23 protein-coding genes are annotated in these 22,681 nt (G+C 64.3%); 18 read left to right on the forward strand and 5 right to left on the reverse strand.

Annotated elements, in window-relative coordinates; translation table 11 throughout:
* Positions 1–45 precede the first annotated feature (45 nt).
* The 10 genes from C0V76_RS17585 to C0V76_RS17630 all read left to right on the forward strand — a co-directional run bounded on the left by C0V76_RS17585 (position 46) and on the right by C0V76_RS17630 (position 11,073).
* Positions 46–1,296 (forward strand): M48 family metallopeptidase, encoded by a 1,251-nt coding sequence (locus C0V76_RS17585; protein WP_101944216.1) that lies wholly within the window; start codon positions 46–48, stop codon positions 1,294–1,296.
* A complete protein-coding gene (gene rsgA / locus C0V76_RS17590) occupies positions 1,293–2,192 on the forward strand; it encodes a ribosome small subunit-dependent GTPase A (RefSeq protein ID WP_101944217.1) in 900 nt (299 codons plus the stop codon). Before C0V76_RS17585 ends, rsgA begins: the two co-directional genes overlap by 4 nt.
* A gap of 80 nt (positions 2,193–2,272) precedes the next feature.
* Positions 2,273–3,169 (forward strand): 5'-nucleotidase, encoded by an 897-nt coding sequence (locus tag C0V76_RS17595; RefSeq protein WP_101944218.1) that lies wholly within the window; start codon positions 2,273–2,275, stop codon positions 3,167–3,169.
* A 123-nt stretch (positions 3,170–3,292) separates the two neighbouring features.
* Complete coding sequence (locus tag C0V76_RS17600; protein ID WP_101944219.1) at positions 3,293–4,087, forward strand: BPSS1780 family membrane protein; 795 nt, start codon at positions 3,293–3,295, stop codon at positions 4,085–4,087.
* A gap of 45 nt (positions 4,088–4,132) precedes the next feature.
* Positions 4,133–4,819, forward strand: coding sequence for an RDD family protein (locus C0V76_RS17605; RefSeq protein ID WP_101944220.1), 687 nt, complete (start codon positions 4,133–4,135; stop codon positions 4,817–4,819).
* Entirely contained in the window at positions 4,816–5,802 is a 987-nt protein-coding gene (locus C0V76_RS17610) for a stage II sporulation protein M (protein ID WP_101944221.1), read from the forward strand. Before C0V76_RS17605 ends, C0V76_RS17610 begins: the two co-directional genes overlap by 4 nt.
* A complete protein-coding gene (locus C0V76_RS17615; RefSeq protein ID WP_101944222.1) occupies positions 5,792–7,321 on the forward strand; it encodes a DUF4129 domain-containing protein in 1,530 nt (509 codons plus the stop codon). The genes C0V76_RS17610 and C0V76_RS17615 overlap by 11 nt, the downstream gene beginning before the upstream one ends.
* On the forward strand, positions 7,314–8,777 hold the full coding sequence (locus C0V76_RS17620; RefSeq protein ID WP_101944223.1) for a DUF4350 domain-containing protein: 1,464 nt from the start codon (positions 7,314–7,316) through the stop codon (positions 8,775–8,777). Before C0V76_RS17615 ends, C0V76_RS17620 begins: the two co-directional genes overlap by 8 nt.
* A complete protein-coding gene (locus tag C0V76_RS17625) occupies positions 8,774–9,745 on the forward strand; it encodes a MoxR family ATPase (protein ID WP_101944224.1) in 972 nt (323 codons plus the stop codon). The genes C0V76_RS17620 and C0V76_RS17625 overlap by 4 nt, the downstream gene beginning before the upstream one ends.
* Positions 9,742–11,073 (forward strand): DUF58 domain-containing protein, encoded by a 1,332-nt coding sequence (locus C0V76_RS17630; protein WP_101944225.1) that lies wholly within the window; start codon positions 9,742–9,744, stop codon positions 11,071–11,073. The genes C0V76_RS17625 and C0V76_RS17630 overlap by 4 nt, the downstream gene beginning before the upstream one ends.
* Positions 11,074–11,128: 55 nt before the next feature.
* Here C0V76_RS17630 and C0V76_RS17635 read toward each other — a convergent pair whose 3' ends face one another.
* The 5 genes from C0V76_RS17635 to C0V76_RS17655 form a co-directional block, all read right to left on the reverse strand.
* A complete protein-coding gene (locus C0V76_RS17635) occupies positions 11,129–12,040 on the reverse strand; it encodes an amino acid ABC transporter substrate-binding protein (RefSeq protein WP_101944226.1) in 912 nt (303 codons plus the stop codon).
* 131 nt (positions 12,041–12,171) lie between these two features.
* A complete protein-coding gene (locus C0V76_RS17640; protein WP_101944227.1) occupies positions 12,172–13,014 on the reverse strand; it encodes a DUF4349 domain-containing protein in 843 nt (280 codons plus the stop codon).
* 57 nt (positions 13,015–13,071) lie between these two features.
* The gene (locus C0V76_RS17645; protein WP_101944228.1) at positions 13,072–13,716 is read right to left on the reverse strand and encodes an HAD hydrolase-like protein; all 645 of its coding nucleotides are present in this window, start codon (positions 13,714–13,716) and stop codon (positions 13,072–13,074) included.
* Positions 13,713–14,798, reverse strand: coding sequence for a S9 family peptidase (locus C0V76_RS17650; protein WP_158239273.1), 1,086 nt, complete (start codon positions 14,796–14,798; stop codon positions 13,713–13,715). Before C0V76_RS17650 ends, C0V76_RS17645 begins: the two co-directional genes overlap by 4 nt.
* 21 nt (positions 14,799–14,819) lie before the next feature.
* Positions 14,820–15,929, reverse strand: a complete 1,110-nt coding sequence (locus C0V76_RS17655) for an AIR synthase-related protein (protein ID WP_101944295.1) — start codon at positions 15,927–15,929, stop codon at positions 14,820–14,822.
* A 139-nt stretch (positions 15,930–16,068) separates the two neighbouring features.
* Between C0V76_RS17655 and hda the strand changes: the two genes are divergently transcribed.
* The 8 genes from hda to C0V76_RS17695 all read left to right on the forward strand — a co-directional run bounded on the left by hda (position 16,069) and on the right by C0V76_RS17695 (position 22,661).
* Positions 16,069–16,782, forward strand: a complete 714-nt coding sequence (gene hda / locus C0V76_RS17660) for a DnaA regulatory inactivator Hda (protein WP_101944296.1) — start codon at positions 16,069–16,071, stop codon at positions 16,780–16,782.
* A 15-nt stretch (positions 16,783–16,797) separates the two neighbouring features.
* Positions 16,798–17,508: an HAD family phosphatase gene (locus tag C0V76_RS17665; protein WP_101944230.1), complete on the forward strand. Its 711-nt coding sequence runs from the start codon at positions 16,798–16,800 to the stop codon at positions 17,506–17,508.
* A 68-nt stretch (positions 17,509–17,576) separates the two neighbouring features.
* Entirely contained in the window at positions 17,577–17,960 is a 384-nt protein-coding gene (locus C0V76_RS17670; RefSeq protein ID WP_101944231.1) for a DUF6394 family protein, read from the forward strand.
* A gap of 7 nt (positions 17,961–17,967) precedes the next feature.
* Complete coding sequence (locus C0V76_RS17675; protein ID WP_101944232.1) at positions 17,968–19,665, forward strand: NAD-binding protein; 1,698 nt, start codon at positions 17,968–17,970, stop codon at positions 19,663–19,665.
* Positions 19,666–19,813: 148 nt separating this feature from the next.
* Positions 19,814–21,169 (forward strand): polynucleotide adenylyltransferase PcnB, encoded by a 1,356-nt coding sequence (gene pcnB / locus C0V76_RS17680; protein ID WP_101944233.1) that lies wholly within the window; start codon positions 19,814–19,816, stop codon positions 21,167–21,169.
* 3 nt (positions 21,170–21,172) lie between these two features.
* Positions 21,173–21,664, forward strand: a complete 492-nt coding sequence (gene folK / locus C0V76_RS17685; RefSeq protein WP_101944234.1) for a 2-amino-4-hydroxy-6-hydroxymethyldihydropteridine diphosphokinase — start codon at positions 21,173–21,175, stop codon at positions 21,662–21,664.
* A 10-nt stretch (positions 21,665–21,674) separates the two neighbouring features.
* On the forward strand, positions 21,675–22,016 hold the full coding sequence (locus C0V76_RS17690; protein WP_101944235.1) for a DMT family protein: 342 nt from the start codon (positions 21,675–21,677) through the stop codon (positions 22,014–22,016).
* A 9-nt stretch (positions 22,017–22,025) separates the two neighbouring features.
* The gene (locus C0V76_RS17695) at positions 22,026–22,661 is read left to right on the forward strand and encodes a deoxynucleoside kinase (protein WP_101944236.1); all 636 of its coding nucleotides are present in this window, start codon (positions 22,026–22,028) and stop codon (positions 22,659–22,661) included.
* Positions 22,662–22,681 lie beyond the last annotated feature (20 nt).

Raw genomic sequence — 22,681 nt, forward strand, 5'->3', positions numbered from 1 at the left:
GGATTCTCGCATGTACGAGCCTTTTCACCTTAGCCGCAGACCCTCATGACCGCTTCCACGCTGACCGCCCTGTTCTTGCTGGCCCTTTTCCTCTCCGGCGGCATCCGCCTGTGGCTATCGCTGCGCCAGGCCCGGCATGTGGCAGCACACCGCTCAACCGTCCCCGCCGAGTTCGCGGCCAGTATCGAACTGACCGCACATCAGAAGGCGGCGGACTACACACTTGCCAAGGGCCGCTTCGGTCGCATCGAGCTGGCGCTGGGGCTGATCTGGGTATTGGCCCTGACCCTGGGCGGTGGCTTGCAGCTCATGCACGACCTGCTTGCGCAATGGTTTGAGCCAAGCAAGCTGTGGCACGGGCTCGCCCTCTTCGGTTTGCTGTCCGTGGCCGGCTTCGTCTGGGAGCTGCCGGGCTCGCTGTATTACACCTTCGTGCTCGAAGCACGTTTCGGTTTCAATAAAACCACCGCCAAGACCCTCATTCTCGATACGCTCAAGAGCAGCCTGCTGACTGTGTTGATCGGCGGACCTTTGCTGTGGTGCGTGCTGTGGCTGATGCGCAGCATGGGGGCGAACTGGTGGCTGTGGACCTGGGGCGTGCTGATCGCTTTCAATCTGGCGGCGATGGTGATCTATCCGCTCTTCATTGCACCGTTGTTCAACAAGTTCGAGCCGCTCAAGGACGAAGCCCTGGCTGCCCGCATCAACTTGCTGCTGGCCCGCTGCGGCTTCCAGAGCAAGGGCCTGTTCGTGATGGATGGCTCCAAGCGCAGTGCTCACGGCAATGCCTATTTCACCGGCTTCGGAGCGGCCAAGCGCATCGTGTTCTTCGATACCCTGCTCGCCACACTCACGCCTGAAGAAGTCGAAGCCGTGCTGGCCCACGAACTGGGTCACTTCAAGCACCGCCACATTGCCCAGCGTGTAGCACTGTTCGCCGTGCTTTCACTGGCTTTTTTCGCGCTGCTGGGCTGGCTAGCGCAGCAACCGGCCTTCTTTGCCGGACTGGGCGTCGAGGCACACAGCGAAGCGCTGACCCTGATCCTGTTCTCGCTGATCCTTGGCCCCTTCACTTTCCCGCTCACCCCCATGATGAGCTTCTGGTCACGCAAGCATGAGTTCGAAGCGGACGCCTACGCCGTGGCCAATGCCCAGGCGGGGGATCTGGTCTCGGCACTGGTGAAGTTGTATCGAGACAACGCCGCCACCCTCACGCCGGACCCGCTCCATTCGCTGTTCTACGACTCGCACCCGCCTGCCGCGATCCGCATCGGGCGCCTGAAAGCCGCGGCATGAGCGCGCGCCAGATCGGCACGGTCATCGCCGCCTTCGGGCGCCAGTACGCGGTGCGCCTCGCAGACGGCAGCCAGCTGCTGTGCGTGCCGCGCGCCAAAAAGAGCGAAGTCGCCTGCGGTGATCGCGTGGAGCTGGCCATGGCCAGTGCAGATCAGGGCGTGATCGAAAAGATCAGCGAACGCGCCAGCCTTTTCTACCGCGCCGACCAGTGGAAAGAGAAGCTCATCGCGGCCAATGTGAGCCAGGTCGTCGTCGTCGTAGCCACCGAACCCGGCTTCTCGGACGAGCTGATCACGCGCTGCCTAGTGGCCGCCGATGCGCAGGACATACCGGCCCTGATTGTGCTCAACAAGTGCGACATCACCGCCGGGCTGGAGAGTGCGCGCCGGCAGCTCGAAACCTTCGTCAAGGCGGGCCACGACCTGCTCGAGCTCAGTGCCAAGGGCGATGTGGAAGCGCTGCGCACTAGGCTCGCCGGGCATGTGAGCCTGCTGGTCGGCCAGTCCGGCATGGGCAAATCCACGATCACCAATGCGCTGATTCCGGAAGCCGATGCGCGCACCCGCGAGATCTCGGCCGTGCTCGATTCAGGTAAACACACCACCACTCACGCCCGCCTCTACCCTCTGCCCGGCGGCGGTGAGCTGATCGACAGCCCCGGCCTGCAAAGCTTCGGCCTCGCCCATCTGACGAAGAATGAAATCGAGTGCGGCTTCCTGGAAATCCGCGCCCTGCTCGGCACCTGCCGCTTCCGCGACTGCAGCCATATCAAGGAGCCGGACTGCGCGATCCGCGCCGCGCGGGATGGCGGCCAGTTCAACGAGCGCCGCTATGCCACTCTGCTGCAGATCCTCGACGAGCACGAGGTGGCACGCAAACACAATCTGGAACATTGATGGGTAGGTGCGACTTCAGTCGCACAAACCACCTGTGCGGCCGACTGACGTCGGCCCTACGAACGACAAGGAGCCCGCACATGCCATTCGATCTTTCCGACAAGCTGGTTATCGGCCTTTCCTCCCGGGCCCTGTTCGACCTTGAGAGCGAAAACGCGCTCTACGAGAAGCAAGGCGTAACAGCCTATTCCGACTATCAGCGTGCCCACGAAGATCAGGTGCTCTCCCCTGGCACGGCCTTCCCGCTGGTGAAAGCCCTGCTGGGCCTGAATGAACTGGTGTCAGGCAAGCAGTTTGTCGAAGTGGTGCTGATGTCACGCAATACCGCAGACACCGGCATGCGCGTATTCAACAGCATCGAGCACTACCAGTTGCCGATCACCCGCGCGGCCTTTTCCGGCGGCGAGCCGATCGCCTCCTACCTGCAGCCCTTCAAGGTCGATCTCTTTCTCTCCAAGTCCCAGGATGACGTGCAGAGCGCCGTGAATGCCGGCCTGGCCGCCGCCACGCTCTACGCCCCGCCCACCGCCAACGCCGCGCGGCAGGAACAGATCCGCATCGCGTTTGACGGCGATGCCGTCCTGTTTTCGCCCGAATCCGAATTCATCTACAAGGAAAAAGGGCTGGACGCCTTTTACGCCCATGAACAAGCCCACCGTTTCGACTCGATGCGCGAAGGCCCCTTCGCCAAGCTACTGATCCTGCTCGCCAAGCTGCAAAAGCAGTTTCCGGCCGAACGCTGCCCAGTGCGCATCGCGATTGTCACCGCCCGCGCCAGCCCGGCCCATGCCCGCGTGGTACACACCTTGCGTGCTTGGGGCGTGACGGTGGACGAAGCCTTCTTCCTCGGCGGCGTCACCAAGCACGAAGTGCTCGCCGCCTTCGGCGCGCACATCTTTTTCGATGATCAGGATGTGCATCTGGCCAGCGCAGCACCGCTGGTGCCCAGCGCCAAGGTACCCTATCGCCAAGCCTGAAGCAGTACCAACCGGATGTCGTAAAGACATGACACCCGGCTCCACCAAACTTGCAGCCGGCATGTCCCTGCGGCATGCTGCCGGGCGATACACACCCCACACAACAGATCAGGGAGCGCTTTCATGCAAACACAGGGCAACAACCCGTACGCACCACCGGCTGCAATCGTTGAAGATGAACAGAACTGGCAGCAGGACGGTCAGTACATCCCCGGTGGCCGCACGGTCAGCGCAGGTCGCGGTGTGTCCTGGTTCGGCATGGGCTGGGAGTTTTTCAAGCAAAGCCCGCTGGGCTGGATCGTGCTGCTGATCGTTTTCGGCGTGCTGTGGATGGTGGTGTCGATGATCCCGCTGGTGAACCTGCTGGCCATCGTGCTCTTCCCGGTACTCAACGGTGGCGTGATGATCGCCTGTGAAAACCAGCGCCGGAATGGCTCCCTCGCTATCGGTGACCTGTTCGCTGGCTTCCAGCAGAAGTTTGGGCCGCTGGCCATCCTCGGGCTGATTTCCTTCGGCGTCATGCTGGTCAGCATGATCCCGGTCATCGCCATCATGGGCTTTGGTTTTGCATCGGCCCTGATGGGTGGCCAACAGATCGACCCATCAATGATCATGGGCATGATGGGCTCTTTCGGTCTCGCCATGCTGCTGATGGTTGTGATCTCGATGCTGATGTACTCGGCCCTGTGGTTTGCACCGGCGCTGATTACCCTGCAAAACCTGTCTCCCGTAGAGGCGATCAAGGCCAGCTTTGCCGGCTGCTGGAAGAACTTCCTCGCCGGTCTGGTGTATTTCATCACCGCCACCATCCTGATGATTCTCGGTGCCATCCCGCTCGGACTGGGCCTGCTGGTCGTGCTGCCGATGCTCATGGTGTCGATCTACGCCGGCTACCGCGACATTTACATCGAAGAGTAAAACGCCCTCCTTCACGGTGGCACTCACAGGTGCCACCGTACTCCCATGCTCGACACCCTGCGTCACGTCACCACCCCGGAACTCATCGAACTGCAATTGCGCCCGGCGGGCCTCCTGCCGCGCAGCCTTGCCTGGACGATAGACCTCCTGATCCGCATGGCCCTGCTGCTGTGCCTGATTCCGCTGACCAGCGGCCTCGGGCGTGCCGGCGGCGGGCTATGGCTGCTCGCCTACTTCCTGCTGGACTGGTTTTACCCGGTTTTCTTCGAAGTCTGGCGCCAGGGAGCTACCCCAGGCAAAAAAGCACTGGGGCTCATGGTGGTGAATGACAATGGCACGCCCGTGGGCTGGGGGGCGTCGCTCTCGCGTAACCTGCTGCGCGTGGCCGACATGCTGCCCATGGCTTACGGCTGCGGCCTTGTCACGATGCTGTGTCATCACGAATTCCGCCGCCTTGGCGATATCGTGGCCGGCACCCTGGTGGTCTATCGCGAGAAACCGGTGGCCCTGCCCGCCCTCGAAAAAACGGCCGCCATCGCGCCTGCAGAGCCGCTCGACCGGGCGACCCAACGCGCCTTGCTGGCCTTTGCCGAGCGCGCCGCGAGCCTCACCCCAGCGCGCCAGGAAGAACTGGCTAGCCTGTTGCCCCAGCTCTCGCAAGGCAGCTATGGCCCGCAGGGCGCGGCGCGCCTGCTTGGCCTGGCGAGTCATCTGATTGGGCGGCGCACATGAAGCAGGACACTTTCGAACTGCATCATCGCCAGGACTGGGCGGCCTTCGAAACCTGGCTGACGTATGCCGCACTACCGCTGCGGCAACGCAATGCACAGCAACCGCCCTTTCCGGCCCACGAGCTGCCACAGCGCTACCGCCACCTGTGCCAACAACTCGCCCTGGCACGGGACCGCGACTACAGCCTATCGCTGGTCGAGCGCCTGCACGCCCTGGTCCAGCAAGGGCATGACCTGCTCTACGGTGCGCAAGGCAATCTGGGGCAGCGCGTCTGGCGCTACGCGGCCGGAGGTTTTGCGCGTGATGTGCGCCGTGAGCGCTGGTGGGTGCTGGCGGCAGCCCTGCTGCTGTTCGGCCCGCAGCTGACGATGATGCTGGCGGTGCACCTGAAACCGGATCTGGCTTACCTGATCCTGGATCCGCAGCAACTCAGCCAGATCGAGCACATGTACAGCCACGAGGTGAAGAACCTCGGCCAAGTGGCGCGCGAGGCCTCAACCGATTTCCAGATGTTCGGTTTCTACATCTTCAACAACGTGAGTATCGCCTTCCGCTGCTTCGCCGGTGGCATCAGCGCCGGACTGCTGACGATCTTTGCTCTGGTGCACAACGGTCTGTTCTTCGGCGTGATCGAGATGCGCCTGATTCAGGCCGGGCTGGCGGAGAACTTCCATTCCTTCGTGATCGGCCACAGCGGCTTCGAGATGGGGGCGATCGTGCTCTCCGGCGCGGCCGGCCTGCGCCTGGGTTTCGCGGTGCTGGCACCGGGCCAGCACACCCGCAGCGCCGCCCTCGCCCACACCGCCCGCAGCCTCATCGGCATGGTCTGCGGGCTGGCAGTGATGCTGGTGATCGCAGCCCTGATCGAAGCCTTCTGGTCTCCCTTGCGCCTGGCCTTCCCGATCAAGCTCGGTGTGGGCAGCCTGCTGATCCTCACCCCCTTGTTGTACTTCCTTTTTGCCGGGAGGCGTGATGGATCTTGAACGCCTGTCGGTCACCCTGCGGCCACGCAATCACTGGGAGGCCATCGATCTGGGCGTGCGCTTCGCGCTGAGCCGCGCCCGCCCGCTGTATGCCGCCTGGTTCGCGCTGACCCTGCCGGTGCTGGCTGCGCTGACGCTGATCTTTGCCTTGTGGCTGGGCGAGATCTCCTGGGTATTGCTGATCATGTGGTGGCTCAAGCCGGTCTTTGACCGGCTCGCCCTGCATGTGGTGAGCCACGCCGTGTTCGGCGAAATTCCGAGCCTGCGCCAGAGTCTGCACGCATTGCCGGGCCTGCTGCGCAACTCGCGCCTGCTGGCCGCCCTCACCTGGGAGCGTTTCAGCCTGACGCGCAGCATCCGGCTGCCGGTGGATCAGCTTGAAGGCCTGCGCGGCAAGGCCGGGCGCCAGCGCAAGAGCCTGCTCGGCCGACGCATCGGCAGCGCCGCAACCTGGCATACGCTGGCCTGGCTGCATCTGGAAACCATTCTGTGGACCGGTCTGCTGGGCCTTGTCTGGCTCCTGATCCCGGAAGACCTGATGCCGGCCGGGGTGACGCTCTGGAAACTCCTCACGGCGCAGCCACTTTGGTTCTCCTGCCTGCTCTACCTGCCACTGCTGGCCTGCAGCCTGCTGCTGGAGCCGCTCTACGTGGCGGGCGGCTTCATGCTCTATCTCAAGCGCCGCACAGATCTGGAAGCCTGGGATGTCGAGCTGCAGTTCCGCCGCCTGGCCCTGAGCCACACCATGCGCAGTGGCCTTGCCTCGGTATGCGTCGCAATCTTGCTCGGCCTGTTGCTCAGCGTAGCAACGCCGAGCCCGGCCGAGGCGGCCGACAGCGCCAGCCTGCGTGAAACGCAGATCAGCCAGTCCGGCGAAACCATCAAGCAGGTAATGCAGGACCCGGCCTTCGGCAAGGAAGAAACAGAACGCCGCCTGCACTGGCGCAGCAGCGATGAACCCAAAAACAAGGATGCCTTCAAGCTGCCGGACGGGCTGCGCGGACTCTTCCAAGGGCTGGAGGGCTTTTTCGAGTGGATCGGCAAAGCCCTGGCGATGCTCGGGCGCATCGGCGGCTGGCTGCTGATCCTGGCGGCTCTGGGGTTGCTGCTGTATCTGGCCAGTCGCTTCGGTTGGTTCAGAAACAGTGGGGAAGCCAAAGCACCGCCCGCCGAACTCGCCGGTTTCGATATCCGCCCGCAGTCCCTGCCGGATGATCTGGCCAGCGCCGCACACGCCCTGCTCACCGCAGGCGATGCGCGAGGAGCCTTGAGTCTGCTCTTCCGCGGCAGCCTGTCGCGCCTCGCCCATCGCGAGCAGGTCGCCTTCGCCCGCGGCGACACCGAGGGCGACTGCCTCGACCGCACCCGTCAGCAAGCCGCCGCCCGCGCGCCATATCTGGCCCGCCTGCTCGGCTGCTGGCAGCGCCTGGCCTACGCCCATCAGGTGATTCCGCCGGCCGAAATCGAAGCCCTGTGTCAGGACTGGCGCAAGCACTTCGAGGAGGTTTCGCGTGGATAAGCGCAGCCTCCTCACCGCCCTGCTCGCCCTGTGTGCGCTGGCATTTGCCGGCTGGTACGTGACCGAGCATCTTGAATGGCGCGAAGAGAAATCCCGCAGCGGCTACTCGCCAGAAGCACGCACCAACACCTGGCATGCCGGCCAGCTCCTGCTGGGCCGCCTGGGCTATGCGGCGGACTTCGCCAGCACCGAACGGGCGCTCGACCAGCTCGCTCCGCAAGGCACTCTGATGCTCTCCGGCATGGATCGTTTCGCCGACCCGGAACTGCGCACCAGGCTGCTTGACTGGGTGAAACGGGGCGGCCACCTCGTACTGCCGCTCAGCACCGAAGACAAGGATCGCGAGCTCCTGCGCGAATTGCAGATCGACATTCGCGGCGGCCTGCAGACCGGCGGCGAACTGATCGGCGCGATGAGTGAGAAATTCGGCGTGGATATCGATCTGATTGGCCGGCGCAAACTCAGCGCCGAGGGTCACGCCGCGCAGCTTGTGCTCCACGATGCGCCGGTTTTCCGTGCCGGCCTCTTCGCAAAGCGCCCCGGCGAATGGCAGGCCAGCCTGCGTGGAAGCCTGTCCGGAGACGAAAACCAGCCGGACGTGTTCGAACCGCTCAGCGAGGACGAGCAGGAGCTTCCGCCTGCCCACAGCGAAAGCGGCCCCAATCCACAGCCGGCCGCGCCCGCTGAAGCCGATAGCGAAGCGGCGCCAGGGGAGTCTCGCAGCGAGCTGATTCCGCTGGCCGACAGCCCGCCTGCGCCGCCAGAAGCAGCCGCTCCGGCAAGCGAGGAGGACACGCCAGATGCCGCCGAGGAAGACGAGCCCGCCCACGTTGAAACCCTCGCCCTGTATTCTCGCTTCCGCCTCGGTGAAGGCATGGTCACCGTCGGCAGCTTCGCGCCCTTCACCAACGAGCGCATCGAGAAGTTTGATCACGCCGCCTTCTTCGTGCGTCTGCTGACCCTGCCGACCGGGCCGCGCCCGGTACTGATGCTGGTGCTGCCACCTTACCCGGGCCTCTTCAGCTGGCTCATTGATCACGCGCCCGAGGCCTTGCTGGTTGCCACCCTCTTGCTGCTGGCCGCCTTGCGCCGGGTGATGCCGCGCTTCGGCCCCTTGCTGCCGGATGCGCCGCCGCAGCGCCCGGGCCTGCGCGAGCACCTCGCCGCCAGTGGTCATTTCCTGCTCCGCCAGCACTGCTACGAAGCCCTGCTCGCCCCGCTGCGCGAAGCCGTACTGCGCCAGCTCGACGGGCTGCAGCATCGCCACCCCGAAATCGAGGGCCGCGAGCAACTCGGCGAACACCTTTCCGGCATCAAGGCCGCCGACATCCAGCGCGCCCTGAGCCCAGATCCTGCCAACGCGCATGAATTCCTGCGCCGCGCCCGCATCCTTGCCACGCTGCGCCAGCAATGCCGCCTGCTGCAACGCCCATCCCTTCCCGGAGCCGAACCATGAGCCTGCCCACCACGCCGCTTGAAGCCACCGAACTCGCCCGCGCCCTGCGCCAGGAACTCGGCCGCGTCTTCGTCGGCCAGAGCGCCGTCGTCGAACACACCCTCTGCGCGCTGGTCGCCGGCGGCCACATCCTGCTCGAGGGCGTGCCCGGTCTCGGCAAGACCCTGCTGGTCAAGGCACTCGCCAAGACCTTCGGCGGCCAGTTCTCGCGCATCCAGTTCACGCCCGATCTGATGCCCGCCGACGTCACCGGCCACACCCTGTTCGATACGCGCAGCAGCCAGTTCGTGATCCGCCGCGGCCCGGTCTTCGCCAATCTGGTGCTGGCCGATGAAATCAACCGCGCGCCGGCCAAGACCCAGGCCGCTCTGCTCGAAGTGATGCAGGAAGCCCAGGTCACCATCGAAGGCAAGACGCTTCCGCTACCGCCGCCCTTCCTGGTGCTCGCCACCCAGAACCCGATCGAGCAAGAAGGCACCTACGCCCTGCCCGAAGCCCAGCTCGACCGCTTCCTGCTCAAGGTGCTGATCGACTATCCGAGCCTGGATGAAGAGCGTGCGCTGGTTGCCGCTTCCTGCACCGGCCGCACCGGCGACAAGCTGGAAGTCGAAGCCGTGCAGCAGGTTGCTACACCGGAGCAACTCATCGCCATGCAGCAAATCGCCGCCGGCCTGCGCATCGACGAGGCTGTGCTGGACTATGCAGTACGCATCGTGCGCAACACCCGCGAATGGAGCGGAATCGCCATCGGCGCCGGCCCGCGCGGCGCGATTGCGCTGGTGCGTGCAGCCCGTGCCTCGGCCCTGCTCGCCGGGCGCGAATTCGTCACCCCGGATGATGTGAAGCGTGTTGCCCTGCCGGCCCTGCGTCACCGCATCAGCCTCGTACCGGAAGCCGAGATCGAAGGCCTGTCGATCGACAGCGTGCTCACCAGCCTGCTCGCCCGCACAGACGCTCCACGCGCATGATGCTGCCCGCCAAGGCCCTGCTTGCGGCCCTCGCCGCCTGGCTCGTACTGGCCATTGCCAGTGCCATCGAACCCGCCCTGCAGCCGCTCGATAACGCTGCGGGGGTAGCGCTATTGCTATGGGCGGCGGTGGACTGGTTGCGCGCGCGCAGCGAAGCCCTGCCTGCCGCCCAGCGCGTGGTGAATGCCACACTCGCCGTCGGCGAGTGGGCACAGGTGGAACTGCGCTTTCATTGGGCACACCGCGTGCCAGCAGAGCTCAGCGTGTTCGATCACCATCCCTCCAGCTTTCAGCAGGAAGGGCTGCCCGCAGCCGTTCGCACCGCCGGCAATAACGCTCAAGCCCTGCGCTACCGGGTACGCCCGCGGGCCCGCGGCGATCACGCCTTCGGCCGCATCGAACTGCGCATCCGCTCGCCCTGGGCGGCCTGGTTGAGGCAAGTACAGGTCGCCGAAGCGCAAGAGGTGCGCGTCTATCCCAACTTTGCACCGCTGACCCGCCACGCGCTGCGCGCGGTGGATTACCGCAATGCGCGCTTCGGCCTGCAGCAAAGGCAGCGGCGTGGGCAGGGGATGGATTTCTCACAGTTGCGCGAATATCGCGAAGGCGATTCGATGCGCCAGATCGACTGGAAAGCCACCACGCGCATGGGCAAGATGATTTCGCGTGAATATCAGGATGAGCGCGACCAGCGTATCCTCCTCCTAGTCGATTGCGGTCGTCGCATGGGCGCCAGGGAAAACGAATCCGCGCAAACCTCGGGGAGTGATCTCTCGCACTTCGATCACGCGCTGGACACGGTGCTGATGCTTGCCTATGTGGCGCTCTCGCACGGCGACCGCGTTGGCCTGATGACCCTCGGCGGCCCCGAACGCTACCTGCCGGTGCAGCACTCGGCCGCCACCGTCAGCCGCATCCTGCGCGAGACCTACGATCTGCAACCCACGCTGCAGGTCAGCGATTTCGAACGCGCGGCCCAACAATTGCTGCTGCGTGAGCGCAAACGCGCGCTGGTGGTATTGATGACCAATCTGCGCGATGAAGATGATCAGGGCTTGCTGGCTGCTGCGCGCCTGCTCAGCAGCCGCCATCTGGTGCTGGTCGCCAGCCTGCGTGAAGCAGCCCTCGATGCGGCGCAGGACGAAGGCATCCAGGACGCCTTCGATGCTGCCCGCGTCACCGCTGCGGTGGACTACGCGCGGCGCCGCGAAGCCACGCTGCGGCGGCTACGTGCGGAAGGCGTACTGTGTCTGGACGTAAAGCCCGAAGATCTGGCGATCGAAACCGTGAACCGCTATCTAGCGGTCAAGGCGGCCAACCGGCTGTAACAGCCGCTCTCCACCCAGAAGCTTACGATCTCACGACGAGACCGTGAGCCGCTTCTCAGAGCATGTAACCCAGGCCCAGTGCTGTCGCCCGGCTGTTGCAAGGCCTTCTGAAGCAATCCGCCAACATCAGCGAGACCGGCGTGTTCAGCTTGGACGTCTTGAACCAGCGCTCGTAAATCGAACTGATTTCACCCGAGGCATAGAGGTTCGCGAGGGTCTTGTCGACCACAGCCTTGAAAGCCGGATCTTCTTTCCGGACCATCAGAGTCATCGGCTCGATGGACAGGGACTTCGTACTGATCGCGTACTGAGCCGGCTGAGCGCTGCTCTGGCGCATGCCTTCTAGCAGGATGTCCAGCTGGGCGACGGCCGCCACGGAGCCGGCCTCCAGAGCCTTCATTGCATCCTGATTCTTGCTGAAAACCACCAGCTTCATGGACTTGAGTGTGTCATCGCGCAACTGGTTGAAGAGCTTCTCAGCCGTGGTGCCCTTGACGATGCCAACCGCCTGATTGTTAAGCTGGGTGTAATCGCTCAAGCCTGCGGACTGCTTGCTCATGAAGCGCGTACCCGCGATGAAGTGGGCATAGGAAAACTCCACATCCTTGGCGCGCGTCTGGGTGTTCACGGTCGTGCCGCACTCGATGTCTGCTACGCCGTCGCGCACCTTGGCCAGGCGGTCAGCCGCCGTCACCACGACATATTGCACACGCAACTCGGAGAGCTTCAGTTCCTTTCTGATCTGCTCGGCAACTTTCTGGCACAGATCGATCGAGTAGCCCGACGCCACGCCCTGGCTATAGCCCGCGAAAGGCAGGTTGTCTTCGCGGACGCCGATGTTGAGCACCTTGCTCTTGCTGATCTTCTCCAGCGTCTGGGCTTGTGCCCCACTCTGCAGACCACAGGCCACGGCCAACACCACCGCCCAAGAGAATGTTTTCTGCCACTTCAGGCCGTACTGTGCCATCACCTGCTCCGTAAGTTTTAACGTCGAACGATCTGAATCCTCTCACAGATCTTTTCCGCCAAAACAACAACAAATGTAGCATCGGATGGATGGACAGACGGCCCTGCGCGGTACCTCAGCGCCAAGCCGGGCTAGGATTTCGGGCCCGACTTGCGCGCCCGCCACAAGCGCCGCCCGCCCCACAACACGGCAGCGCCGACTGCGAACCAGGGCCCCCCCCCCACCAGAAAATACATCAGCATCGCAAGACTCTCGGCAAAAGTGCTGCCCAGCCGGCGCCAGGCCTCGCGCAGCGGCTCCCAGCTACCGGGCTGGCTCAGCGAGGCCGGTGCGCGGAACTGGATATCGAAGCTGACTTTCTCGGTGACCGCCAGGGTGGCGCGCATCTGGCCTTCCAGCGAATCGATCTCGCCCTGCACCCGGGCCAGCTCGCGCTCGACTTCCAGCAGATCACGCACCTTGTCGACCCGCCCGGCCAGCAACCCGCGCAAGCGATCCCGCAAGGCTTTCTGGTTGGCCAGGCGTGCCTGCAGATCCACCACCTCATTGGTGCGATCGTTCTGACTCATCTCATGCTGCGCCAACTTGCCCAAGCCACGCAGGGTCGCCAGCAATTCCCCCGCCCGCCCCGGCACAATGCGCAGTGCAAGATTTGCGCTGGCCATGTCACCGCGCTGGTTCGCGATTCCCGCCGCCACCACCTCACAGGCCGGCAACTGGCAGGCCTCCAGCTGTGTGCGCCAGACGGCTTCGAGCCGATCCTCCGCCACTTCGATCACCACGTTGTGGCGCAACTCGATATGGCGCGGCACGCTGGCGGGCTGGCCGGCATCGGTCTGAGGCGCCTCCAGCTTGCGTGCCATCTCGACGGCCGGCGCAGCCGCCAGCATCGGCGCAGCCGCCATCTCTTCCTTCCGGCCGCAGGCAGCCAGCACCAGCAGCACACAGATCCCGCTCACCAACTTGCGCATCATGGTTTCTCTCCGAAAAAACGCTCGTAGCACTTCAACGGGCGAATACCCGTCTGCGGGTTAGCCTGCCAGTGCGGGATAAATTTCAGCGGGCTGACTGAATAGATAACGCGGCGCCCCGGCAGCCAGCTCGGCATGCGAGCCAAAGCCCCACAGCACGCCCGCAGCGGCCAGGCCGTTGCGGTGAGCCGCGTCGATATCCACCTCGCGGTCGCCCACCATCAGGCTGGCCCGGCTCACGATGCCGTCGGCCACGAGTGCGGCGATCTGCTCCCACTTGTGGATGTCCACGTCGCCACCGCTGACGAAGTAGAAATGTTGGCGCAGGCCGAAGAGATCGAGGATGCGCTCGGCGAAATCGGCCCGCTTCGAGGTGCATAAGCCCATCGGAATGCCTGCTGCATCGATGGCCGCCAGCGCCTCGGGGATGCCCGCATAGAGAGTGTTCTCGGCGTAGCCCACATCGCCGTAGCGCTCGCGGTACTTGTCGATCAGCTCACGCACATGCGCATCGGAATCCGTGCCGGTGAGTTCGCGGAAGCTGTATTTCAAGGGTGGGCCCACGCAGAAGCGCAGATCATCCAGCGCCCGCTCCGGGTAGCCGAAATGTGCCAATGCGTAATTGATCGAACGCCCGATGCCCTGCAGCGGATCGCTCAGCGTGCCGTCGAGGTCGAAGAGGATGAAGTCGTGTTTCTTGCTCATGGTTTCCCCTTGTTGATCCGCTGATCCAGCCAGTCCGCCATGATTTTCAGCGCAGAAGGCGCGAAGGTTTCATCAATCGCTTCGTACTCTGCCGGCAGGCCAGTCTGAGCAGACTGAAACAGGTGATTCAGACCTGGCAATTTCTTGACGGTGACATCCCGATTTCCGCCTGACTTGAGAGCTTGTTCAATGGCTGGCAGATTGGTACTGGCGCGCACCTGGATATCCTTCTCGCCATTCAGGGCCAGTACTGGACTTTGCACTCTGGCAAGAAAACTTGCCGGATCAGTCGCCAAAAAATAGCGAAACCAAGGTAGCGCCAAAGGCGCCACTTTTTTGCGCGCGTTTGTTTCATTCAGCGCGGGAGCAATATCCATCATGGCTAGGGTCAACTCACTCACCAGCCCGACCGTCGTCGCCTTGCTGGCCAGCACCACCGAAATCAACCGCTCCTGCGCCTCTACCATCGCACTAAGCACTGCGGGAGAAGCACCAGACACCCTTGCGCCATCTTCAACCTGATTCGAGAGGATGCGCGCGCCACTGACGCCCGGCCCCGCCAGCATTACCACACCCGCCACAGCTTGATTCGGCTCGGCTGCCAGCATGGCGGCAATCAAGCCACCTTCGCTATGACCAATCAACCCGATGCGCGTAGCATCCATCTCCGGCCGGGCACGCAGATACGCCAGTTCAGCTCGAGCATCATTGGCAAAGGTCTCGGTCGTGGCATACAGCAATGCGCCTTTCGATTTACCCACACCCCGATCATCCACGCGCAAGCTGGCGATACCACGTCGTGCGAGATAATCGGCGATCACCAGAAAAGGCTTGTGACCGAAGAGCGTCTCATCTCGGTCTTGCTGACCAGACCCCGTAATCAACAGCACAGCCGGATGCGGCCCCTTGCCGGGCGGCAACATCAGGCTACCGACCAGATGCACACCGGCCTCGTAAGGACTATCGAATTCCAGTTCGACTTCGCTGTACGGGAACGGGGCCTGTGGCGTCTGTGAACGCAAAGGAGCGGCCGCAGCCGCTCCCAGCATCATGCCCAGACACAGGCTCACCAGATATTTCATCCATGAGCCTTGCATCATGGCTCAGGCCCGCAAATGCAACTCGTCCGCCGCGTAGGTCAGGTTCAGCGGCTCGATCACGACCTGCTTCGGGCCGGCTTCGACGCGGCCGGCGACCCAGGCCTTGATGCCCAACCCATTAGCGATACGCGCCACTTCCTCAGCCTGCTCGGCGGCAACATAGAAGGCGAAACCGGCGCCCATGTTGAGGCTGCCGTAGGCTTCGCGATCATCGATACCGGCGTGCTGCTGCATGAAGCTGAGCACCGGCGGCACGTCCGGCAGGGAGTGGATGCGGTAGGTGAAGTTGCCCGGGTGACGCATGATCTTGCGCCAGCCGTGGCCGGTGATGTTGGCCGAGTAGTGCGGCACGATGCCGGCCGCGAACAGCGCTTCGGTGACCGGTACATAGAGCGTGGTCGGGTCCAGCAGGGCTTCGCCGTAAAGGCGGCCGTCCGACAATTTCGAGGCATAGCCTTCCGGCAGGCGCTCGACCAGCTTGCGCGCAAGGCTCACGCCGTTGGCGTGAATGCCGCTGGAGGCGAGCAGCACGATGGCGTCGCCATCCTGCATCTTGTCGCCCAGCGTCAGGCGCTCGCGCGAAGGGATGATGCCGACCGAAGAGGCCGCCAGATCGATGCGCCCCGCTTCGACCACGCCGGCCAGCGCCGGGGTTTCACCACCACCCCAGCTGACCTTGCACACGTCGCAGGCCTTCTGCCAGCCAGTCACCAGATCGACCATGCGAGCTTCGTCGGCAAACCACTCGCTGCCGCCGGCCGACCAGTAGGCGTGAATGGAGAGCGGCGTGGCGCCCACGGTGATCAGGTCATTCACCGCCATGGCAATGGTGTCCTGCGCGATCGAGTCGTAGTGCGTCTTGCCGGTGATCGGGCGCACCGCGTCGGCCACCAGCGCCTTGGTGCCGAGGCATTCGGTGATCGAGGCGATCAGGGTGCCGCCGATATCCATCACATAGGCCGATTCGCCGCGCGAGGCGAGGATTTCGGAGACCCCATGGCCGGCCAGATTGCCGGCGGTGGCGCTGGCAGCTTTCTGGGCAAGGATCTTGAGCGGATCGATCTTGCTGTAATCCACGCCAGCGGCGGTGTAGTCGAGAGGGGTCTGGGCCATGATGGGGAACTCGGTCAAGCGGGAAAGGCCGGCATTTTACCTGCTCGGGCGGCTTGGCGCCCGTCGGATCTGCAGGCGAATGTGCTGTGAGGGGGCGCCGACAGGTAAAATCGCGCCCTCACTCATCGCCGCCATCTCCATGCCCGCCCTCCCCAGCCCCTATCCGACGCATCAGCTCACGCTCGACGTGCGCCCGCGCGTGCCGGTCACGCTGGATAATTTCGTGGCGGGGAACAACGAGGCCCTGCTGCTGGCCCTGCGCCGCCAGCTCGGCGCGCGCGATGGCAGCTGGCTTTACCTATGGGGTACCGCCGGCTCCGGACGCAGCCACCTGCTGCGCGCCGCTGCAGCCGAAAGCTGCGCTGCCGGCCGGCCCGGTGCCTACCTGAGTGCGGCGCAAGGCGCCACGCTGCAGATGGAAGACGACCTGCTGGTGGCGCTCGACGACATTGACCAGCTCGATGCCGAAGGCCAGGCAGCCCTCTTCCGCGCCCTGATCCAGGCCCGCGAAGCACAAGGCTCGCTGATCCTCGCCGGCAAGCTGCCCCCCCAGCATCTGGCGCTGCGTGAAGATGTACGCACCCGCATTGGCCAAGCCCTGATCTTCGAGATCCAGCCACTGGATGACGATGGCAAGGGGGTGCTACTGATCCAGAACGCCCTGGCGCGCGGCATCACGCTGGAGGCCGATATCGTCGAATACCTGCTGCGTCACGGCCGACGCGACGCTCGCTGGCTGATGGGCGTGCTCGATGCGCTCGACGAGGCCTCCCTGACCCAGTCCCGCCCAGTCACCCTGCCGCTCTTGCGCGAAGTGCTGCGCGAGGACTGCGAACCCGAACTCCCCTTCTGATAAAGCTGAAACACCATGAACCTCGCTCTCTTTGATCTCGACAATACGCTGCTCGATGGCGACTCCGACCACGCCTGGGGCCAGTTCCTGTGCGACAAGGGCGTTGTCGACCCGGTGGAATTCAAGGCTCGTAACGACGCTTTCTACGAGCAATACAAAGCCGGCACCCTGAACATCGACGAATTCCTCGATTTCGTGCTGGCCCCGCTGGCCTGCCATTCGCGCGAAGAGCTGATGAAGCTGCATGACGAGTTCATGAACGACGTAGCCTTCGGCATGATCAACGAGATGGGCAAGCAACTGGTGAACTGGCACCTGGCGCAGGGTGACCTGTGCGCTGTCGTGACTGCCACCAATGCCTTCGTCACCGAACGCATCGTGCGCTACTACTTCCATGTGCCGCACCTGATCGCCACCGTACCAGCCCTCGAAAACGGCCGCTTCACTGGCAAGGCGCGCGGCACGCCGGCCTTCCGCGAAGGCAAGATTACCCGCGTGAATGCCTGGCTGGAGTCGATGGCGCTGGATCTCTCCTGCTTTGAGAAGAGCTGGTTCTACAGCGATTCGGCCAATGACATTCCGCTGCTCGAGCAGGTCAGCGATCCTGTGGCCGTCGATCCCTGCATCGCCCTGCGCCTGCGCGCCGAAACCCTCGGCTGGCCGATCATCAGCCTGCGCGAAAAGAATCAGGACGGCGCCGGCAGCGGCATCATCCTGCAAGCCTGATCGGGCAATCCCTTGTCTGCCCGCACGATGCACTGGCAGGATGCGGGCAGCACATTGGAGACTCCGCCATGAACCTCGAAAAAGTCATCTTCGGCTTCTTCATCATCCTCGCCTGCACGCTGAACTTCGGCTTCTTCATCGGCGACATCGATCGCCCCGAACTGCACCACGCCTCCGAGCTCTTCGCCGCCATCGTGGTGAACCTGATCGCCACGGTGCTCAAATTCGGTGACCGCACCCACATCGGCGCCACCCACCTCGCCACCAGCCTCGTCGCCGTGCTGCAACTGGTCGCCGCCAGCCTGGTCTGGGCCTGGCACCTGTATATCGCCCAGCACCCGATCGACGGCCAGACCATTTCGGTAGTGGTGTCGCTGTCCGGCGGTGCGCTGCTGGCCAACCTCATCTCGGTGATCCTGCTGATCGGCGAGACCCTGCGCCAGAGCCGCTGAGCCCGGCATGGGTGACGTTCTCTTCATCGCGCTGCGCCGCCTGCGCACGCCGCTGATCACCCTCATCCTCGCCTATGCCATCTCGGTGGCGGGGCTGGTCGCCATGCCCGGGCTGGACGGCAGTGGCCAGCCCATGAAGCTGGGCTTCTTCCACGCTTTCTACGTGGTGAGCTATACCGCCACCACCATCGGTTTCGGCGAACTGCCCTGGGTCTTCACCGACGCCCAGCGCGCCTGGATCACCTTCACGATCTATCTCTCGGTCACCTGCTGGGCCTATGCGCTGGGCAGCATCTTCGCGCTGGTGCAAGAACCGGTCTTCCGCACGGCCGTGGCGCGCAGCCGCTTCACGGCGCGGGTCCGGCGCCTTGACGAACCCTTCTACATCCTCTGCGGCTACGGCCAGAGCGGCACCGCCCTGGCGCACGCCTTCGATGCACTGGGCACCCGCAGCGTGATCATCGAAACCCGCCCCGAGCGCGCCGCCCGGCCAGACGTGGAAATCTACCAGGAGCCGCCCTGCTGTCTTGCGGCAGACGCCCGCTGGCCCGACGTGCTGCAAGATGCTGGCGCGACCCATCCGCGCTGCAAGGCCCTGATCGTGCTGGTGAGCGACGACGAAGCCGCTCAGGCCATCGCCATCGGTGCGGCGGCCCTGAACCCCGGACTGCCGATCATCACCCGAGTGCATAGCGCACTGGCTCGCGCCAACCTCGACAGCTTCCCAAACATCACGGCCATCGACCCCTTCGACACCTTCGCCACCAATCTGGAAATGGCACTGGCCGCACCTGCCGTGCTTTGGGTGGAGGACTGGCTCTCCAGCGTGCCCGGCAGCGCCTGCCCACAGCCACCGATCATCCCGCAAGGTCACTGGCTGGTGCTGGGTTTCGGCCGCTTCGGCCACGCCGTGGCACGGGCCCTGGAGCGCACCGGTTCGACCTGGACCGCCATCGACTCCAACCTGCACCTGACTGATGAACCCCATCTGCAACACAGCGACAATTCGGTAGAGAGCCTCGGCGCAGCCGGCATCGACCGGGCGGTCGGCATAATCGCCGGCACCGACCGCGACGCCATGAACCTGGCCCTCGTCACGCGCGCCCGCAAGCTCAATCCGAAGCTGCACGTGATCATCCGCCAGAACCATGTCGCCGAGCGCAGCCTGATCGAAGCCGCTCGCGCCCAGCAATGCTTCGTGAAATCCGAAATCATGGTGCGCGAATGCCTGCAGCTGCTGGTCGCCCCGCTGCTCAACCGCTTCCTGCTGCAGGTGCGCAAGCACGGCGCGGAGCTCGCCGAACAGATCGCGGTACGCTTGCTCACCGGGCTCGAAGAGCGCGTGCCACACATCTGGGTTTTCAACGCCTACGCCTCCTACCCGGGCCTGCGCGCAGCGCTCAGCGGCCAGGCAGGAGCCCCCTTGCGCCTGAAGGAACTGCAGATCCACCCGCTCGACCCGAGCTTGCGACTGTGCGCCGTGCCCCTGCTGCTACTACGTGGCGAGGAAGAGTTCATGCTGCCAGCACTGGACATGGAACTGCAGTCCGGCGACCGGATCCTGTTTGCCGGCCGCGAGGGCGAAGAACGTCTGCAGCACCGCTTCCACCTCGACCCCAGCCCGCTCGAATTCGTCCGCAGCGGCGTGGAGCCCGCTCGTAGCTGGATCTTCCGTCAGCTTCAAAAACGCCCCCGCGTGCGCTGATCATCCGCCAGCGCAGCACGCACGCGACAGTACCCGACGCTGTTTGTTCGTGCGCCCCGGCACTAAATTCCGAAGCAGGCATGCCAGGCGATATACTTCCGGGCTTCAAGAACCTCTTCAGGGCCCTCGGCCCCCAGCCCACATCGGCATGATCCGCAAACTGCTGCGTCGCGTCTTCAAGAAAGCCCCCGCCTCCCTTCCCGTGGCCGAGGCGGCTGCCATCCCGCTGGAACTTCACGGCATCCGCCGCGAAATGGTCTCGCCCGCCTCGCGCAAGGTCTGCCATGTGCTGCAGGAAGCCGGCTTCAAGGCCTACGTGGTCGGCGGTGCGGTGCGCGACCTGATCGCCCGCATCGACCCGAAGGATTTCGACGTGGCCACCAATGCGACGCCGGAAGAGGTGCGCCACCTGTTTCGCCGCTCGCGCATCATCGGCCGGCGCTTCCGCATCGTGCACGTGATGAGCGGGCCGGAGACCATCGAAGTCTCCACCTTCCGTGCGCTACACGACGAAGACACGGTCACCGACGAGCACGGCCGCGTGCTGCACGACAACACCTGGGGCACGATCGAAGCCGACGCCACCCGCCGCGACTTCACGGTGAATGCGCTCTACTACGATCCGACCACCGAAACCGTGCTGGACTTCCACCACGGTGTGGCCGACCTCAAGCAGAAAACCATGCGCGTGATCGGTGACCCGGCCACCCGCTACCGCGAAGACCCGGTGCGCATGCTGCGCGCCGTGCGTCTGGCCGCCAAACTCGATCTGGCCCTCGATCCGGACGCCCGCAAGCCAATCCGCGAAATGAGCGAGCTGCTGGCCAATGTGCCCGCCGCACGCCTCTTCGACGAAATGCTCAAGCTGCTCTCCTCCGGCTACGCCGTGGTGAGCCTCAAGCGCCTGCGCGACGAGGGCCTGCACCACGGCCTGCTGCCCCTGCTCGACGTCATACTGGAGCAACCGCAGGGCGAGAAATTCGTCTGGCTGGCCCTCGAAAATACCGATGAGCGCGTGCGCGCCGGCAAACCGATCTCCCCCGGCTTCCTGTTCGCCACCCTGCTGTGGAACGAAGTGCTGAGCAACTGGAGCGCCCGCAAGGAGCGGGGCGAATATCCGCAGCCGGCGCTGTTCGAAGCCATGGACGAAGTGCTCGCCTCACAGGCCGAGAAGCTCGCCATCACGCGCCGTATCGCAGGTGACATCACCGAAATCTGGGCACTCCAGCCACGCTTCGAGAAGCGTGCCGGCAAAGCACCTTTCCGCCTCATTGAACAGCCACGCTTTCGCGCAGCGTATGACTTCCTGCGCCTGCGCGCAGAATCCGGCGAGATCGAGATGGCGCTGCCGGACTGGTGGGATGATTTCGCCAATGCCAACACCGATGATCGCGAAACCATGCTGGTAGCAGACAAGAAAGGCGACGGCGCAGCCCGCAAGCGTCGCCCCCGCCGCCGCAAGCCGCGCAGTGAAACCGGCGGCGCCGAGCCGGCAGGCGAATAAGCGATGGCCGTACTCGCCTGGATCGGACTGGGTGCCAATCTCGGCGACCCGGTCAACACCCTCAGGGAAGCCTTCGCCGCATTGGGCCAGCTGCCCGGTTGCCGCGTACTGACGTCCTCCAGCCTCTACCGCACCGCCCCACAGGGACCGGGCACCGAAGGCCAACCGGACTATGTCAATGCCGTAGCCGCACTGGATACCACCCTCGCCGCCCCCGAACTGCTCGAAGCCCTGCTCGAACTCGAAAAGAACTTCGGCCGCCAGCGCAGCACCCGCAACGCTGCCCGCACCCTAGATCTCGACCTGCTGCTCTACGGCTGCGAGATTCTCGATGCGCCCGGCCTGCACCTGCCCCACCCGCGCATGCACGAACGTGCCTTCGTGCTCATCCCGCTCGCCGAACTGGCGCCGGAAACCCGCATTCCCGGCCGCGGCCCGGTGCTCGAACTGCTCAACGCGCTGCCAGACCAGCGCATCGCACGTATCGCCGACTGAAGGAAAGCCGATGCCGATCTGGATGCAAACCGCCGGCCTGCTCGTCGCCTCCAACGTGTTCATGACCTTTGCCTGGTATGGCCACCTCAAGCATCTCGGCAATCGCCCCTGGTTCATCGCCGCGCTGATCGCCTGGAGCATCGCCCTCTTCGAGTACCTGTTGCAGGTACCAGCCAACCGCATCGGTGCCCAGGCCTACTCGCTGGGTCAGCTCAAGATCATGCAGGAAGTGATCACGCTCGCCGTGTTCGTGCCCTTCGCCGTGTATTACATGGACGAACCCCTCAAGCTCGATTACCTGTGGGCCGCGCTATGCATGCTGGGTGCGGTGTACTTCATCTTCCGCACCTGAAAGCCCGGAATGCTCGAAAAAGCCCGCTACATCGTCGTCGAAGGTCCGATCGGGGCCGGTAAGACCAGCCTCGCCCGGCGCCTCTCGGAGCGCCTGTCGGCCAGTCTGGTGCTCGAACAACCGGAGATGAACCCTTTCCTCGCCCGCTTCTACGCAGAGCGCGAGCGCTGGGCCCTGGCCACCCAGATCGAATTCCTGTTCCAGCGCGCCGGCCTGCTCGCCGAAGCCACTCGCCTCTTGCAGGGTGGCCAGCGCGTCATCAGTGATTTCGTGCTCGAGAAAGATCCGCTCTTCGCCAGTCTCAACCTCACCGAGGACGAAGCGCGCCTGTACGAAAAGGTCTTCACCCAGCTGCGCCCGGCGCCGCTCAGGCCGGATCTGGTGATCTACCTCCAGGCCCAGCCTGAGACCCTGATCGAACGAGTCAGGAAACGCGGGCTGGATGCCGAGCGCCGCATCACCGAGCAATACCTCGGCACCGTGTCGGAGCGCTATGCGCGCTTCTTCCACGATTACAACACCGCCCCGCTGTTCGTGATCAACGCCGAAGTCCTGAACCCGGTCGACGAAGATGACGACTTCGAACTGATCCTGCAGCGCCTGCAAGCCATGCGTGGCTACCGCGAATACTTCAGCTACGCCTGACCCCGTCTCGCTGCGCAGCG

Origin of the sequence: Uliginosibacterium sp. TH139 (assembly GCF_002855595.1) — a bacterium.
Taxonomy (GTDB): domain Bacteria; phylum Pseudomonadota; class Gammaproteobacteria; order Burkholderiales; family Rhodocyclaceae; genus Uliginosibacterium; species Uliginosibacterium aquaticum.